Below are 15,700 nucleotides of genomic sequence, written 5' to 3'. Positions count from 1 at the left end.
AAACCCTCGATGGCGGCAGCCCTCCGTCATCACGAGCGCAGCGAAGTGACCCAGGGTCGCGCGACATCGGTGAATGTAGCGCCGACTGGATCGCTTCGCGCCGCTCGCCAAGACGGCACCGGCCGATCGACCGGGACCTGCCGATCAGGACGGCGGTTCCGAAGGCCTCGTGATTGCCTCGGCGGTACCGCCGTGCTGCATGGAGCGATGACCGCCACGATCCTCACCCTCGCCGAGACCAGCGACTTCCTCGACCGCGAATTCCCGCAGATGCAGGCGGGCGGGCGCGCCTACCACCTCGAGGCCGTGGGACCGCTCTCGGCGCGGATGCGGCTCGAAGCCCACGAGCGCTTCCTGCGTCCCGGCGCGACCGTGTCGGGGCCGGCCATGATGGCGCTGGCCGACTACGCCCTCTACGCGGCGATCCTGGCCAATATCGGTCCCGTGGCGCTCGCGGTGACGACGAGCCTCACCTTCAACTTCCTGCGCAAGCCCGCCACGGGGGATCTCGTGGCCGAATGCCGGCTGCTCAAGCTCGGCCGGCGCCTCGCCGTCGGTGAGGTGTCGATCACCGCCGTCGGCAGCCCGGACCTCGTCTGCCACGCCACCGGCACCTACTCGATCCCGCCGCGCTGACGCGTCAGGCCGTCATCGCGAGAGGAGCCAAGCGCGCCGGGGCTTCGCGACACTCGAGAGCGTGACGCTGCTGGGTTTTCGCTCCGCTCGCCATGACGAGGGTGCCCGGCTCAGCCGCCACGCGCCTCGGCGAGCCGGGCGGCGTAGCGGGCGATCAGGTCGATCTCGAGGTTGAGCCGGTCCCCCTGCCGCCGCTCGCCCCAGGTGGTGACCTGGAGCGTGTGCGGGATTAGCAGCACCGAGAACAGGTCGTCCGCGACCGCATTCACGGTGAGCGAGGTGCCGTCGAGGCAGACCGAGCCCTTCTCGGCGATGAACTTCTTCACGGCGGCCGGGGCCCGCAGGGTGAAGCGCTCGCTGGCGCCCCAGGCATCGGCCGTCACGCTCACGCGCTCCACGATCTCGGCGAGGCCGTCGACGTGGCCGGTGACGAGATGGCCGCCGAGTTCGTCGCCGATCTTCAGGGAGCGTTCGAGGTTGATCCGCGTGCCCGCCGCCCAGGTGCCGACGGTGGTGCGCGCCAGCGTCTCGGCGGCGGCGTCCACCGCGAAGACGCAGCCGCCCGGGGCCGGCTCCACCGACACGGCGGTGAGGCACGGCCCGGCGCAGGCGATCGAGGCGCCGAGCGCGATCGTCGCCGGATCGTAGGCGGCGCGGATCGCGATCCGGCGCAGGTCACCGTCGCCCGAGACCGAGACGACCGTGCCGATAGCGCTGACCAAGCCCGTGAACATCGCTTACGTCCTGTTGCGTTCGTAGGTCACGGCCGTGTCGGGCCCGAGCTGCAGCCGCTCGGCCTCCCGGAACCGCTCGCCCGCTAGGGCTTCCGCCAGGGCCGGGCCCAGGGCCGGCAGGCCGCCCGCTGCGCCCAGCTCCGCCGGCCCGGTGACCAGCGTGCAGGCATCGATCAGATCGGCCCGGGCCAGCGCCTCCGCAAGGCGGGGGCCGCCCTCGCTGCACAGGCGGGTCAGGCCGCGCTCGCCGAGACGCGCCAGGGCCGCCGGGAGATCGATCCCGCCGGCCGCGTCCGCCGCTACGGTGGCGACCTCGACGCCGAGGGCCTCCAGGGCCCGCCGCGCGTGGGCCGGGGCCGAGCGGGTCGTGAGCACCAAAGTCGGTGTGTCGCGGGCGGTGCGGGCGAGGACGCTCGCCGGGGAGAGCCGCAGATGCGTGTCGAGCACGACCCGCAGGGGCGAGCGCGTGCCGAGGCCCGGCAGCCGCACGGTCAGCGACGGGTCGTCGGCCCGGGCGGTGCCGATGCCGATCAGGATCGCGTCGGCGTGGGCCCGCCACAGGTGGACCGCCCCGTCCGCCACCGGCCCGGTGATCCGCAGGCGCTCCGGCCCGGCGGAAGCGCAGAAGCCGTCGCGGGTGCGGGCGAGCTTGAGGTGCAGGGCCGGGCGGCCGCGGGTCACCCGGGTGACGTGGCCGACATGGTCGCGCGCCGCCTCCTCCCGCATCAGCCCGGTCTCGACCGCGACGCCGCCCCGCCGCAGGAGATCGTGGCCGCGCCCCGCCACGCGCGGATCGGGATCCTCCAAGGCGCTGACCACCCGGGCGATCCCGGCGGCCAGGATCGCGTCGGTGCAGGGCGGCGTGCGGCCGTGATGGGAGCAGGGCTCCAGGGTGACGTAGAGGGTCGCGCCGCGGGCGGCCTCGCCGGCGGCGGCGAGCGCCACGGGCTCCCCGTGCGGGCGCCCGCCCGGCGCCGTGGCCGCCGTCCCGAGGATGCGGCCGGTTCCGGGCTCGACCACGACGGCGCCGACCGACGGGTTCGGCCAGGTGGTGCCGAGCCCGCGCCGGCCCAGCGCCAGGGCGAGGCGCATGAAGTTCGGGTCGCCGCTCATGGACGCCCGGCGCGGCGCCGCCCCGACGCCTCGGGCTCCGGGTCGCCCTCCGGACCCGGCGCGGCCGCCGGTACCGGCGTGTCGTCGCTCAGCGTGCCGAGCAGCTCCTCGAAGTCCCGGGCCTCGCGGAAGTTCTTGTAGACGGAGGCGAAGCGCACGTAGGCGACGTCGTCGAGGCCCTTCAGCCCCGCCATCACCAGCTCGCCGATCGCCTCGGAGGTCACCTCGGGCTCGCCGGCGCTCTCGAGCTGCCGGGTGATGCCGCTGACCAGCCGCTCGATCCGCTCCGGATCGACGGCGCGCTTGCGCAGCGCCACGTCGATGGAGCGCTGGAGCTTGTCGCGGTCGAACGGCACGCGCTTGCCCGAGCGCTTGAGCACCACGACCTCGCGGAGCTGCACGCGCTCGAAGGTGGTGAAGCGGCCGGCGCAGTCCGGACAGACCCGGCGGCGCCGGATCGCGGCGCCGTCCTCGGAGGGCCGCGAGTCCTTCACCTGGGTCTCGGAGCCGCCGCAATAGGGACAGCGCATGGATCTCGCTACTCGGGCATGAAAACGGCCGCGGACCGGTCGGATCCGCGGCCGTTTCCTAATCCACCGCGGGCCGGCCCGGAAGACCGGCCCTGCCTCAAGCGGCCCTCTTGCCTCAGCCGTAGATCGGGAACCGGTCCGTCAGCGCGTGGACGCGGGTCTTGACGTCGGCCTCGACCGCGCTGTCGCCGGCCTCACCCTTGGCGGCGAGCCCGTCCAGCACCTCGACGATGAAGCCGCCGATCTGCTTGAACTCGGCGACGCCGAAGCCGCGCGAGGTGCCGGCCGGGGTGCCGAGCCGGATGCCCGAGGTGATGGTCGGCTTCTGCGTGTCGAAGGGGACGCCGTTCTTGTTGCAAGTGATGTGCGCCCGCGACAGGGCCGCCTCGGCGGCCTTGCCGGTGAGGCCCTTCCGCTGGAGGTCGACCAGCATCAGGTGGTTGTCGGTGCCGCCCGAGGTGATGTCGTAGCCGCCCGAGATCAGCGTGTCGGCGAGCGCCCGGGCGTTCTCCACCACCTGGCGGGCGTAGATCTTGAACTCGGGCTTCAGCGCCTCGCCGAAGGCCACCGCCTTGCCGGCGATGACGTGCATCAGCGGGCCGCCCTGGAGACCGGGGAAGATCGCCGAGTTGAACTTCTTGGCGAGCGCCTCGTCGTTCGTCAGGATCATGCCGCCGCGCGGGCCGCGGAGGGTCTTGTGGGTCGTCGTAGTGGCGACGTGGGCGTGCGGGAACGGCGACGGGTGGACGCCGGCCGCCACGAGGCCCGCGAAGTGGGCCATGTCGACCATGAAGTAGGCGCCGACCGAGTCGGCGATCTCGCGGAACTTGGCGAAGTCCCAATGGCGCGGGTAGCCCGAGCCGCCGGCGATGATCACCTTCGGCTTGTGCTCCTGGGCGAGCTGGGCGACCTGCTCCATGTCGATCTGCTGGTCCTCGCGGCGCACCGTGTAGGAGACCGGCTTGAACCACTTGCCCGAGACGTTCGGCGGGGCGCCGTGCGTCAGGTGGCCGCCGGCGGCGAGGTCGAGGCCCAGGAAGGTATCGCCGGGCTGCATGAGCGCCAGGAACACACCCTGGTTGGCCTGGGAGCCGGAATTCGGCTGCACGTTGGCGAAGCCGCAGTCGAACAGGCGCTTGGCGCGCTCGATGGCGAGATCCTCGGCGATGTCCACGAACTGGCAGCCGCCGTAGTAGCGCCGGCCCGGATAGCCCTCGGCGTACTTGTTGGTGAGCACCGAGCCCTGAGCCTCCAGCACGGCGCGGGAGACGATGTTCTCCGAGGCGATCAGCTCGATCTCGTGCTGCTGGCGGCCGAGCTCCTTGGCCACCGCCTCGGCGATCTCGGGGTCGGCTTCCGTCAGCGGGGCGGCGAAGAAGCTGTTGGAGAAGTGCTTGTCGGCGGCGGTACCGGCGCTCATGGTCTGCCTCTGTTCTGGTAGGGGCGATGCCCGGCCTTTCGTCGGCGTGCACGGGCGGGCGTTGAAGGTGGGATTCCTACACGCGCCGAGGGCTCAGGCCAAGCACAGGCATTTTGCTCGCGCGCCAAGAATAATTTGTCGCAGCCTGCCGCGGCGAGCTCGAGAGTGCTGCCGGCATATTTTCCTTCTCTGCCATCAGCGGCTTGATAAAAGGAAAAAAGTCATGGAATAAATCATGAACGTTTCGAGGATCAGAGACGCGATGCGGTACTGTGATCTGCCGGATGTCCTGGATTATTCCATCACTGAGCTTCGGCTCGGCCTAGCCTTCATCGCGCGACGGCAGGACCAGCGCTGCCCCGGTTCGAGCGATCTGGGATATCAAGACCGGCAAGGCGCAGTAGACGCCGGTTCGCGCGCGCGAACTGCGCAGAGATGTCGGCGTGGATGACAGTTTTCCCGTCATAGAGGTTCACTTGAGACGAGGAAAATCGGTCAAGGGACTGTCAATATCAGCGATCCTACTCGGAGAGAGGTTGCCATGAGCATGGAAGCCTACGCGCTCTGCGCGGGCGCGATGCCTGGCGTGGCGGAATGGCAGGCGGCCATCCACGAAAACGGGTTCGATCTGAAACTCGACGCCGCGCGCATACCGCCGGCCACGCAAGGGCATCTGCCCGCGACCTGGGGGCGCCGCGAGGCCGGCTTCGAGTGCCAGATCATTCCGCTGTCGGATCTGACAGACACCTATACCGACATCGACTTCGGCGGGCCGTGGACGTGCGTCTATGCCTTCTACTTCGCCACGCTCCCGGCTTGCGCCGGCGCGTGGATGGCTGTCGCGGCCTGCGTGGCCCAGTCGGGCGGTATCGTCTTCGATCCGCAAGAGGGGCATCTGCTCACCGCCGAGGACGCGATCCGCTACGCGCGCGACACGGTGGCGCGCATCGTCAGTCTGGACGTGCAGTTCGACGCCTCGGCGGGCGGCTGAGGCCGGACGGCGTGTCGCGCCGTCAGGCCCGCGGGGCGAGGTTCGTCTCGATCAGGACCGTCTCGGTCTCGAACGCGGCCGCGTGCCACGCACCGGCCGGGAAGTGGAACACGCTGCCGGCCGAGAACGGCTCGCGGCCCCGCTCGGTCTCTAGGATCCCCGAGCCCGAGAGCACCTGAACGAACTGCTCGTGATCGTGGCTGTGCGCCGGCGCCGAGACGCCGGCCGGGACGACCACGCGCACGAGGCTGGCGCCCGAGCCCGGGATCGTGCGCTTGGCGACGCCGTTCCCGCCGAGGCTCTCGGCGCGGTCGTCCCAGGCGGTCAGGTAATCGCTCATCGACGGGTCTCCTCGCCGGCAGGGTGCCGCTCCGATCGGTCGGGTCAACGCCCGCCCGGACCCCGCCCCCGCGTTAACCGGTCCCGCCGGGCTGGCGGCCGCGCCGGCCCTTGCCGGCCGCGGGGTCGGCCGGCGCGGGATCCGGTCGGGCCGGGTTGGTCGACGGCGCCGGAGGCGCCGCGCTCGCGGACGGCGTGCCGGAGGTGGGCCAGAAGGTCTCGAACAGTTCCTGCATCGCCCGGATGTTGTTGCCCTGAACCTCGGCCCCGGTGCGCAGCATCTGCTGGAACATGTCTGAGCCGGCCTCGCCCGCGCTCGCCTGCGGATCGGCGGTGGGCTTGGCGGTGGGCTTGGCGGTAGGCTTCGGCGGCGGGGCCGGCGGCTCGACGGCGGGCATCATCGCCCTGGCCATCTCGGCCCAGGCCGGGCCGAACGGGAACGGCACGGGCGGGGGCGGCGCGCTCGGCCGCGCCGGCTCGGCCTGCGGCTGGTTCAGCATGACGTGGACGATGCTCGCCACCACGGCGCCCGCCATCATCGGCAGCATCTGGCGCAGGACCTGCGCGCCGACGCCGCTCGTCGCCGAGGCCTGCCGCAGCACCGCCTGCATCAGCTGCGCCGAGCCGAACATCTGGCCGAGGGCCTCGAACCCCTGCGCCGGCGCCGGCTTGGCGGCCTCCAGACCGAACATCCGCGCGAAGCCGGTCGGGTCCAGGCCGACGCTGCGCTGGAGGCCGAGCGTCAGGGCCGGCATCAGCGCCTCGAAGGCGCGGGCCGTCTGCTCGGTCGTCAGGCCGAACGGCTGGCCCATGGCCTGAAGCCCGGCCTCGCCCTGGGCCTGGAACATCTCGAGCGGGTTGAACATGACGCCTCGATCCTGTCCCGGCCGGGACCGCCCGGGACAGGGCATCGTGACCCTTTGCGCGGGGAAATACCAGTTCCCACCCGCGGAACTTGTGCCTCCGCGCCGCCGTCTCAGCTCAGCGGCTCGGGATGGGCGTGCCCCGGCGGCAGCGGCGCCGCCCGGTGGGGCGCCTCGGCGGCGACGTCGGGCCCCGGCCGACGCGGGCCCACACCCTCGAGCCGGTCGACCGTGCGGCGGGCGAGCAGGATGCCGAGCGCGCCGAAGACCAGGGAGCCGACCCCCATCCCGGCCACCACGCCGCGGGGGCCGTAGAGCGACGCCCCGAGCATGGCCGGCGGGATCGTCCCGAGCGTCGCCCGGCCCCAGTTCAGCAGCGTCGAGCGCAGCGGGAAGCCGAGATTGTTGAAGGCGGCGTTGCCGAGGAACAGGAGCCCGTTGAAGAACCAGATCGCGCCGCCGACGAGGCAGAAGAAGCCGAACAGCTCGGCCGCGACCCCCTGCAGGCCGAACAGGCCGGCGAGCCATCCCCGAGCCAGCGCCAGGAGGAGCCAGACCGCGGCGCAGTAGGCCAGAGTCACCCGGATCGCCGCGCCGAGCACGCCGCGCATCCGTTCGAACAGGCCCGCGCCCCAGTTCTGCGCCAGGATCGGGCCGATCGCCCCCGACAGCGCGAACAGGCCGCCGAAGGCCACCGGCGTCAGCCGGTCGATCACCGACGCGGCCGCGACCGCGTCCGCTCCGTAGCCGGCGAACAGACGCGCCAGGAAGGCGCTCGCCACCGAGGGGGCGAGGTTCGTCAGCACGGCCGGGCCCGCGACACCTGCCAGGGCTGCCGCGTCGGCCGGCAGATCGGACAGGCGCGGCCGGCCCAGGAGGCCGTGCCGGGCGACGCCGCGGACGCCCACCGCCACGAAGGTCGCGCGCGCCGCGCAGACCGTGATCGCCGCGCCCGTGACGCCGAGGCCGGCCCCGAAGATCAGCAGCGGATCGAGGAGCGCGGTGATCACGGCGCCGGCCAGGGTGACCGACATCGCCTGCCGCGCCTCGCCGACCGCGCGCAGCAGCCCGGTGAACAGCATGCCGGCGGCGAGCAGAAGGTTCGACGGCAGGGTGATGTAGAGGAACAGGACGGCCACCCGCAGCGCCTCGCCCTGCGCGCCGATCAGGGCCAGGAGCGGGCCGGCCAGCAGCGCGATCAGCCCCGCGATGAGGGCGGCCACGAGGCTGCCGAGGACCAGCGCCGAGGTCGCGAGGCGCCGCGCCGCCGCGCGGTCGCGCGCGCCGACGGCCTTCCCGACCAGGGCGCCGGCGGCGATCATCAGGCCGATATTCACCGCCGTGGCGAAGAACTGGACGATGCCGGCGAAGCCGACCGCCGCCGTGAGGTTCGGGTCGCCCAGCGTCGAGACGTAGAGCAGCGACAGGAGATCGACGACGAAGATCGCCATCAGGCCCACCGAGCCGGTGGCCGCCATCACCACGACGTGGCGGAGGATCGAGCCGGTGACGAAGCGGCCCGCCTCCGCCGGGGGCGGCCCGTCGGACATGTCAGACATCCCGCCCGTCACGCATCCCGGGCGCTGCCTTCCGCCTCGAGCTCGGCCTCCGGATCGGGATCCTCGGCGGCTTCCGTCTCCTGCGGGGCCAGGGCGGGCTTCTCCAGGAGCCGCTCGGCGGCCTCGCGCCGGTCGCTGCCCACGAGGTCGCGGGTCTCGGTGCTGAGCGCCCGGGCCGGCCGGACCGGGGCGGTCAGCGGCTCGGGCTTCAGCCCGGCCGCGGCGCCGCGCATCCAGCTGGACCCGTCCGGCAGGGCGCCCGCCTGCTGCAGGACCAGCCGCGCGATGTCCCGCTTGCGCACGTCGTCGGTCCGGGCCGTGGCGGCCTCCGGCGACAGGCCGAGCCCCTCCAGAGCCGCCCGCCCGAAGGCGAGGGCGGATTCGGCGGTCTCGCGGATCTGGTAGTCGACGTCCCGGTTCATCAGCTCCACCGCGTGCAGGCGGTCGTAGGCCCGCACGAAGGTCCGCACGCTCGAGAATTCCTCGTGGACGATGTCGACGATCTTGAGGGCGCCCTCCCGGTCGTCGACGCAGATGCAGACCAGCTCGACCCGGCCGATCCCGGCGGCGCGGAGCACGTCGAGGCGCGTGCCGTCGCCGTAGTAGATGCGGAAGCCGAAGCGCGAGGCCGCGCGCAACTGCTCCACGTCCTTGTCGATCACCGTGACCGGGATGCCCTCGGCCATCAGCACGTGCGTCAGCACCTGCCCGAACCGGCCGAAGCCGATCACCAGCACCCGCGCGTCGCCGCTCTCGGACAGCTCGGTGGAGGGCTCCTCCAGCGCGAAGGTGCTGCGCGCGTTGCGCCGCTCGATCAGCTTGTCGAGACCCTTGGCGGCGATGGGGCCGATCAGCATGGTCAGCGCGGCGAGCGCCACCGCGAAGCGCGTCGCCGTGACGCCGGTGAGGCCGAGATCCTGGGCCTGCGGCAGCAGCACGAAGGCGAACTCGCCCGCGGGCGCCAGGACCGCGGCCCCCCGCAGGGCCCCGAGGGTATCCGAGCCGAACAGCCGGAACAGGCCGGCCACGATGGCGACCTTGACCAGGATCGCCGCCAGGGTCGCGCCGAACAGGGCCGGCCAGACCTCGCGCACGAGGGTACCGTCGATCGACATGCCGACGCTCATGAAGAACAGGCCGAGCAGCATGCCGCGGAACGGCTCGATGTCGGCCTCCAGCTGGTGGCGGAAGTTCGACTCGGCGAGCAGGATGCCGGCGAGGAACGCGCCCATCGCCATCGACAGGCCGACCTGCTCCATGAGCAGCGCGGTGCCGAGCACCACCAGGAGCGCCGCGGCGGTCATCACCTCCCGGGCGCCGCTCGCCGCGAGCAGCCGGAAGAACGGGTTCAGGCCGTAGCGGCCGACCAGCACCACCGCGAGGATCGCCGCGAGCGCCTTGCCGGTGGAGACCGCGGCCTCCCCGAGCCAGGAGACGTCGGTCGCCTCGCCGGCCGAGGCCAGCAGCGGCATCAGCGCCAGGATGCCGACCACCGACAGGTCCTGGAACAGCAGGACCGCGAAGGCGCGCGCGCCGTAGGCGCTGCCGAGATCGCCCCGCTCCTCCAGGAGCTGCAGGGCCACCGCGGTGGCCGAGAGGGCGAGCGCGAGGCCGATCACCGCGGCGGCGCCGAAGCTGAGGCCCGCCACGAGGCCGGCGCCGCCGAGCACGAGCGCGCAGACGACGAGTTGCGCGGCGCCGAGGCCGAAGATGTCGCGGCGCATCGAGACGAGCTGCGACAGGTGAAGCTCCAGCCCGACGATGAAGAGCAGGAGCACCACGCCGATCTCGGCGACGCTCGCGGCCGTGTCGGGCTCGGCGATCAGCGACAGGCCGGAGGGCCCGATCAGCACGCCGGCCACGAGGTAGCCGAGCACGGCGCTCTGCCCGATCAGCCGGAAGATCGGCACGCCGATCACGGCCGCCGTGAGGAAGGTCAGGACCGGCGGCAGGAAGCTCGCATGTTCGACGGGGCTCGCCATGGTGATCGTCCCGGCGGTTCTGCTGGATCGGCGCAGGTGGAGCCCCCGCTTAGCGCGCACGGGGCCGGGATGCGAGCCGTAAGCGGGTGCCGTTCGGCACCGACGGGCCCGCGCGGGGCGGTTCGGCCCCGGCTCGGCCCGAGAGGCGCGCTCAGCCCAGAGACGCGCTCAGCCCAGAGACGCGCTCAGCCCAAGAGGCGGGGGCGCGCCCGGTGCGATCCGTCGATGAACTCGAAGCCACCGGCGGCGCTCAGCATGTGCAGGCGCGTACCCGGCCAGGCCGCGCCCGGGCACAGGCGCGTCTCGACCTGCTGCGCGTAGGCCTCCTCGTCGAGGCGGAGGATCCGGGCGAGGCCGAGCGCCGCGCCGTAACCCTGGCGGCAATCCTGGACGGGCCGGATCAGGCCGCCGTCGCGCGCCACGATCGGGCCCGCGGCCCGGGCGGAGCCGATATCGATCAGCACCGGGTTGTGCCGGTGCGGCGTCCAGGGCCCGCGGAAATGCGGCGCGTGCCAGAGATGGAGCGTGTCGGAGTAGCTGCCGCCGCCGGCCCGGACCGTGGCGAACATCCACCAGTGGCCCCCGTGCTGCAGCAGGGTCGCGTCCCCGGCCACGACCCCGTCGAGGAGCACCGCCTCGTGGACCCAACCGCGCGGGAAGTCGGTGGCCCGGTAGAGGTCGATCGTCCCGGAGGCGTGGGATTCCGGGATCATCCAGACCTGCCCGTCCGCCTCGAACACGAACGGATAGGAGAGGTGGGTCTCGAGCTCGAGCACCGGCTCCGGGCGGCCGCGGGGGCCGTTCGCCCCGAAATCCACCGCGGCGATCACGCCCTTGCCGCGGCGGTAGTCGAACTCCTCCACGAACAGGGTCACGGCGCCGTCCCGAGCGATCGCGAAGGGGTCGGCGTAGAAGCGGCGCCCGTCGTCGGGAAGGACCTGCCAGCCACCCTCGGGATGCCGGCGCAGGTCGATCAGGTCGGGGCCGACGATCCGCCGCCAGCCCACCCGCCAGTGCGGGCCGTGGAAGCAGAGGGCGTAGAGCCGGCGGGCGATCTGCCGGGCGAGCCCCCCGGCGGCCCGGCGGCGGGCGCCCAGGCCGCCGAGGTCGTAGGCGGTCGCGGGCTGGAGGGGCGCCCCGGCTCCGTCGGGGAGCGCCGTCGAGGCGGCGCCGTCGAGGGCGGCGAGGATCAGCGTGATGGTCCGCGCGAGGTAACCCTCGAAGGCCGTGAGCATCACCGTGTGCGATTCCGTGCCGAGGCGGCCGATCGCCACCGGCGCACCGTCCGGACCGCGCAGGGCCGCCACCGGCGCCCCGTGGGCGAACAGGGCGGCGAGGAGGCCGGCCTCGCCCGGCATCCCGTCGTAATCGAGCCGCCAGGCCGGCGCCGGGCCCGGATCCGCGGGGCTGTCCGAGAGGTCGAGGACGAGGTCGGCGGCGCTCCCGCCGGGCTCCGCGCCGTCGGGGCTCGCCTCGTAGGGGGCGAGGGCCACCGGCTCCGCCGCGGTCGCCAGGCCCGGCCGCGGCAGGCCGTGGATGGCGGCCTCCAGGCGGAACAGGAGCTCCGCGTTCGGCGGCAGGCCCTCCGCGTGCTCGACCCAGGCGACGCGGATCCGATGGTCGGGCCGCTGCCCGAGCTGGTCGAGGAGCCGGATGTGCCAGCCGCGCAGGGACCGGCGGTCGAGCCGCACGACGATGGTCCGGGTGCGGGCGCGCGTCCCGGAGGGCGACGGCTCCGTCCGGGCGGGAGCCCGGCTACCGGTCGCCGACGGCCGGTCCGTGCCTCCGATCACCCGCTCCATCAGCCGGTCGGCCCCGCGCCCCGCGTGCCGGATTTCGTATCGACGCTCACGGCGGCCAGACCCAAGATGCGCCCGGCCTCGACCCTCGATACGGTCGAGCCAGGCTCGAATGCTGTTACGCCGCGCCACGATCAAGCACGGCCGCGTGGCTGTCTACAGGTTCAAGCTTAACGTGCGGGACGATTTCTGGACGATGAACCGGAAAAATCGAAACGCCGTCCTTCAAATAAACGCGTGTTGGCGGGTCGTGATACAATGTCGCGAGGCGGTGGCGGTTCGCCGAGGGGAACTCCACCTCCAGCTGGACCGTTCGCCAGTCAAGGACGTGGTGCGGAGACAGGACATGACGCGCAAGACGCTGACGATGCCCCTCGCGGCGATGCTCCTCGCCGCCATTCCGGGAACGGCCTTCGCCTGGGGCGGTGGCGGCGGTGGCGGCGGCGACAGCGGGAGCGGCCTCTCCCCCTACGCGGCGCTGAGCGGCAACGACCGCTCGGCCGGGGTCAACAACGGCAATTATCGCGACCCGGCCCTCGACCCCTACATCCGGACCTACGATCCGGAGGCCGCGGCCCGCTACGCGGCGCCGCCGGCCGCGCAGCCGCGCCTGCGCGTGCGGCCGTACTACGGCTACCCTTACTGAGGCGATCCGCGGAGGCCGTCGCGCGACGGCCTCGTCGTTCAGGAGCGTCCGAGGCCGCTCGCGGCCCGGACGCGCTTGAGCGTCCACGGTCCGCCCGAGAGCTTGCAGCCGGTGCCGCGGACGAAGCGGCTGCGGGTCGGCGCGATCACCGATGCCAGGAAGTTGCGGCAGATCAGCTCGTCCGAGACGTACGGGAGCCCGGTCGGATTGACCGACCCGTGGAGCCCGGTCTCCGGGTTGTCCCACTTGACCGGCCGCCCGTTGCCCTGCGGATCCAGGGCGACGCTCAGGGCGGCCCGCGCCCGGCGCCAATCCTCCTCGGCGAGGTCGTCCCCGAAGCTCACAGGCCGCTTCTCGATGCTGCCGGTGACGGTCGGCTCCTCGACGACGCGCGGCGGCGCCGCCGGCGGATCGCCCCGGAAGACCAGCAGGGGCTGGCTGCAGCCGCACAGGGCCATCGCCATCGCCATCGACACCACCGACACGGACGCGCAGATGCGCGACCGCCGGCTTGGCCCTTTACACGCGCATCCCCGCATTACACCTGACTCACGACGGGCTATTCGCTCGACCGAACATGCCGATGTCGGTGCCCCCTCAGGCCCTGGACGCGGCTGGCAGGAGTCTTGGCGTGGATCAGTTAAGGACCGATGACCCGAAGAGCGCGGACTTCACGCTGAGCGAGGACCCCGTCGGGCTGTTCGCGGCCTGGATGAAGGAGGCCGAGGCCTCCGAGCCCGAGGACGCGAACGCGATGGCGCTCGCCACCGCCGGATCGGACGGGCTGCCGGACGTGCGAATGGTCCTGCTGAAGGACTTCGACGCCCGAGGCTTCGTCTTCTACACCAACACGCAGTCCACCAAGGGGGAGGAGCTGGCGCAGAACCCCCAGGCGGCCCTGGTGCTGCACTGGAAGAGCCTGCGCCGGCAGGTGCGGGCCCGCGGGCCGATCACGCCGGTCACGGCCGCGGAGGCCGACGCGTATTTCCAGAGCCGCCGCCGCGAGAGCCGGCTCGGGGCGATCGCCAGCCAGCAATCCCGCCCGCTGGCCGACCGCGCCACGCTGATGAACGCGGTGGCGGAGCTGTCCGAGCGGTACGGCGACGGGCCGATCCCCCGGCCGGAGCACTGGACCGGATTCCGGATCGCGCCGGTGAGCGTCGAGTTCTGGCAGAACGGCGATTTCCGCCTGCACGACCGGGTCCGCTTCACCCGGACGGGCGCGGGCTGGAGCCGGGCGCGGCTCTATCCCTGACATCAAGCCGAAACGCAGAGAGCCCCGGCAGGGCCGGGGCTCTCGCGTCGCGTGACGGGTGGCGCTGAGGCTCAGGCCTCCTCGCCGTCCTTCTTCTCGTCCTCGGCGGACTCCTCGGCCTTCTCCTCGGCGGCCTCGGCCGACTGCGCCTCGGCGATGGCGGCCTCCTCGGCCTCCACCTCGGCACCCAGCACGGTCGGCGGCACGATGTTGGCCACCGGGTCGGTCTGCTCGCCGGTGTAGGTGCCGGCCGGGATCTTGATGTCGGAGACGTGGATGACGTCGCCGATCGCGCGGCCGGTCAGGTCGACCTCGATCGCGTCCGGGATCTGGTCGGGGGCGACGTCGAGGCTCAGCGTGTGGGCCACGATGTTGAGGGTGCCGCCGAGCTTCTTGATGCCGGGGGCCGCGTCCTCGTTGACGAAGTGCACCGGCACCTCGACCGTGACGGTCTGGCCCGAGACGACGCGCAGGAAGTCGACGTGCAGCGGCACGCCGGTCACCGGGTCCAGCTGGAAGTCGCGCGGGATCGCGCGGACCTTCTTGCCGCCGGCGTTGATCTCGAACAGCGTGGTCTTGAAGCCGCCGGCGTAGATCAGGGTGCGGGTGCGGATGAGGTCGACCGCGATGGATTGCGGCGGCTGGCCACCCCCGTAGATGACGGCGGGAACTTGGCCCTGGCGACGAACGGCCCGGGCGGCCCCCTTGCCGACCCGGTCGCGTGCCACGGCCTCAAGCGTCTTCACAGCGCTCATGGCGTGATCCTTTACGATTGCTGGAGCCGGAAAACGAAAAGGCCGCCCCTGGCGGACGGCCACATCCTTCCCGGCGCGCCCCTGCCTCCAAGGGTGTCTCGGGGGCGCGCCGTGCGCATACACGGGCGGGGGCGGATTGGCAATGCGGCGGCGCCGCCGACCCGCGGCGGCCCGGCCGTCCGGCATCGATCACAGGCCCGCCAGCGCCCGCCGCGCCCGGCGCTTCTGCAGCCACAGGGTCAGGCCGAGCGCGGTCCCGATCACCAGCGCCGAGACGGCCGTGGTGACCGTGCCGAGGGCGTAGATCTCCGGCGTCGTCACCGTCGTGGTCAGGCCCTGCAGCTCCAGCGGCAGGGTGTTGCGGCCGCCGATCGCCTGGCTGGTGCGGGCAAGCTCGTCGAACGACAGGGTGAAGCCGAACAGCGCGACGCCGACGAGCGCGGGCGCGAGGATCGGCACCACCACGTGCCGGAGCGTCTGCGGGCCGCTGGCGCCCAGGTCGCGGGCGGCCTCCTCGTAGGCCGGGTCGAACCGGTTGAACACCGCGAACATGATCAGCAGGCCGAAGGGCAGGGTCCAGGTGAGATGCGCGCCCAGCGCCGAGCTGTAGAGGCCCATCAGCGTGCCGTGATCCTGCAGGAAACCCCAGCCGGTGGCGGCGGCGAGCGCCTTCACGGCGTCGTCGAGGAGCCGGAACTCCAGGCCGATGCCCAGCGAGACCACGATCGAGGGCACGATCAGGCTCGAGACTGCCAGGGCGAAGACGAGGCCGGCCCCGCGAAACCCCTTCCGGAAGGCGAGGCCCGCGTAGAATGCGATTCCCACGGTGAGCGCCATGACCACGAGGCCGAGGGCCAGCGAGCGCCGCAGCGCCGCCCAGATGTCGATCACGCCGACGCCTTCCCACAGCTTGGCGAACCAGTGGGTCGAGACGCCGTTCATCGGGAAGGTCAGGCCGCCCGAGGGGCCCTGGAAGCTCAGCGCCAGGATCGTCAGAGTCGGCCCGTAGAGGAACAGGACGTAGAGGGCGAAGACCGCCGCCAGCAGGTAGAAGGCGCGGCCACGGGGCTGGTCCATC

General features: G+C 72.6%; 16 protein-coding genes. 4 read left to right on the top strand and 12 right to left on the bottom strand.

Going from position 1 to position 15,700, the window contains the following annotated elements:
- The first annotated feature begins 207 nt into the window (after window positions 1-207).
- On the top strand, window positions 208-636 hold the full coding sequence (locus tag BMY19_RS20690; RefSeq protein ID WP_100252795.1) for a PaaI family thioesterase: 429 nt from the start codon (window positions 208-210) through the stop codon (window positions 634-636).
- 110 nt (window positions 637-746) lie between these two features.
- Here the strand turns inward: BMY19_RS20690 and BMY19_RS20685 are convergent, their stop codons facing one another.
- The 4 genes from BMY19_RS20685 to glyA form a co-directional block, all read right to left on the bottom strand.
- Window positions 747-1,370: a riboflavin synthase gene (locus BMY19_RS20685; RefSeq protein WP_100252794.1), complete on the bottom strand. Its 624-nt coding sequence runs from the start codon at window positions 1,368-1,370 to the stop codon at window positions 747-749.
- 3 nt (window positions 1,371-1,373) lie between these two features.
- The gene (gene ribD / locus BMY19_RS20680; protein ID WP_100252793.1) at window positions 1,374-2,483 is read right to left on the bottom strand and encodes a bifunctional diaminohydroxyphosphoribosylaminopyrimidine deaminase/5-amino-6-(5-phosphoribosylamino)uracil reductase RibD; all 1,110 of its coding nucleotides are present in this window, start codon (window positions 2,481-2,483) and stop codon (window positions 1,374-1,376) included.
- Entirely contained in the window at window positions 2,480-3,013 is a 534-nt protein-coding gene (gene nrdR / locus BMY19_RS20675) for a transcriptional regulator NrdR (protein ID WP_100252792.1), read from the bottom strand. Before nrdR ends, ribD begins: the two co-directional genes overlap by 4 nt.
- 115 nt (window positions 3,014-3,128) lie before the next feature.
- Complete coding sequence (gene glyA, locus BMY19_RS20670) at window positions 3,129-4,433, bottom strand: serine hydroxymethyltransferase (RefSeq protein WP_100252791.1); 1,305 nt, start codon at window positions 4,431-4,433, stop codon at window positions 3,129-3,131.
- Between the two features lie 541 nt (window positions 4,434-4,974).
- On the opposite strand from glyA, the gene BMY19_RS20665 reads away from it, so the two are divergent.
- Window positions 4,975-5,424: a hypothetical protein gene (locus BMY19_RS20665; RefSeq protein ID WP_100252790.1), complete on the top strand. Its 450-nt coding sequence runs from the start codon at window positions 4,975-4,977 to the stop codon at window positions 5,422-5,424.
- 22 nt (window positions 5,425-5,446) lie between these two features.
- Here the strand turns inward: BMY19_RS20665 and BMY19_RS20660 are convergent, their stop codons facing one another.
- The 5 genes from BMY19_RS20660 to BMY19_RS20640 all read right to left on the bottom strand — a co-directional run bounded on the left by BMY19_RS20660 (window position 5,447) and on the right by BMY19_RS20640 (window position 11,969).
- Window positions 5,447-5,764 carry a cupin domain-containing protein gene (locus BMY19_RS20660; protein ID WP_100252789.1) on the bottom strand — a complete coding sequence of 106 codons (318 nt, stop codon included), beginning with the start codon at window positions 5,762-5,764 and terminating at the stop codon, window positions 5,447-5,449.
- A gap of 73 nt (window positions 5,765-5,837) precedes the next feature.
- Window positions 5,838-6,629, bottom strand: a complete 792-nt coding sequence (locus tag BMY19_RS20655; RefSeq protein ID WP_100252788.1) for a DUF937 domain-containing protein — start codon at window positions 6,627-6,629, stop codon at window positions 5,838-5,840.
- Window positions 6,630-6,739: 110 nt separating this feature from the next.
- On the bottom strand, window positions 6,740-8,176 hold the full coding sequence (locus BMY19_RS20650) for an MATE family efflux transporter (protein WP_100252787.1): 1,437 nt from the start codon (window positions 8,174-8,176) through the stop codon (window positions 6,740-6,742).
- Window positions 8,177-8,193: 17 nt separating this feature from the next.
- Window positions 8,194-10,167 (bottom strand): monovalent cation:proton antiporter-2 (CPA2) family protein, encoded by a 1,974-nt coding sequence (locus tag BMY19_RS20645; RefSeq protein ID WP_020093861.1) that lies wholly within the window; start codon window positions 10,165-10,167, stop codon window positions 8,194-8,196.
- Window positions 10,168-10,352: 185 nt separating this feature from the next.
- A complete protein-coding gene (locus BMY19_RS20640; protein WP_020093860.1) occupies window positions 10,353-11,969 on the bottom strand; it encodes a glucosamine inositolphosphorylceramide transferase family protein in 1,617 nt (538 codons plus the stop codon).
- A gap of 343 nt (window positions 11,970-12,312) precedes the next feature.
- On the opposite strand from BMY19_RS20640, the gene BMY19_RS20635 reads away from it, so the two are divergent.
- Window positions 12,313-12,612: a hypothetical protein gene (locus BMY19_RS20635; RefSeq protein ID WP_020093859.1), complete on the top strand. Its 300-nt coding sequence runs from the start codon at window positions 12,313-12,315 to the stop codon at window positions 12,610-12,612.
- Window positions 12,613-12,650: 38 nt separating this feature from the next.
- On the opposite strand, the gene BMY19_RS20630 is transcribed toward BMY19_RS20635, so the two are convergent.
- Window positions 12,651-13,151 (bottom strand): RT0821/Lpp0805 family surface protein, encoded by a 501-nt coding sequence (locus BMY19_RS20630; RefSeq protein ID WP_026605034.1) that lies wholly within the window; start codon window positions 13,149-13,151, stop codon window positions 12,651-12,653.
- A gap of 92 nt (window positions 13,152-13,243) precedes the next feature.
- Here BMY19_RS20630 and pdxH point away from each other — a divergent pair, with 92 nt between their 5' ends.
- Window positions 13,244-13,867 carry a pyridoxamine 5'-phosphate oxidase gene (gene pdxH / locus BMY19_RS20625; RefSeq protein WP_020093857.1) on the top strand — a complete coding sequence of 208 codons (624 nt, stop codon included), beginning with the start codon at window positions 13,244-13,246 and terminating at the stop codon, window positions 13,865-13,867.
- 71 nt (window positions 13,868-13,938) lie between these two features.
- On the opposite strand, the gene BMY19_RS20620 is transcribed toward pdxH, so the two are convergent.
- On the bottom strand, window positions 13,939-14,622 hold the full coding sequence (locus BMY19_RS20620; protein WP_020093856.1) for a 50S ribosomal protein L25/general stress protein Ctc: 684 nt from the start codon (window positions 14,620-14,622) through the stop codon (window positions 13,939-13,941).
- Window positions 14,623-14,811: 189 nt separating this feature from the next.
- On the bottom strand, window positions 14,812-15,699 hold the full coding sequence (locus BMY19_RS20615) for an ABC transporter permease (protein ID WP_056523607.1): 888 nt from the start codon (window positions 15,697-15,699) through the stop codon (window positions 14,812-14,814).
- Window position 15,700 lies beyond the last annotated feature (1 nt).

It is taken from the genome of Methylobacterium sp. UNC300MFChir4.1 (assembly GCF_900110155.1).
Classification (GTDB): domain Bacteria; phylum Pseudomonadota; class Alphaproteobacteria; order Rhizobiales; family Beijerinckiaceae; genus Methylobacterium.
Note: the sequence above shows the minus strand (reverse complement) of the source record. Positions and strands in the feature narration are given on the sequence as shown.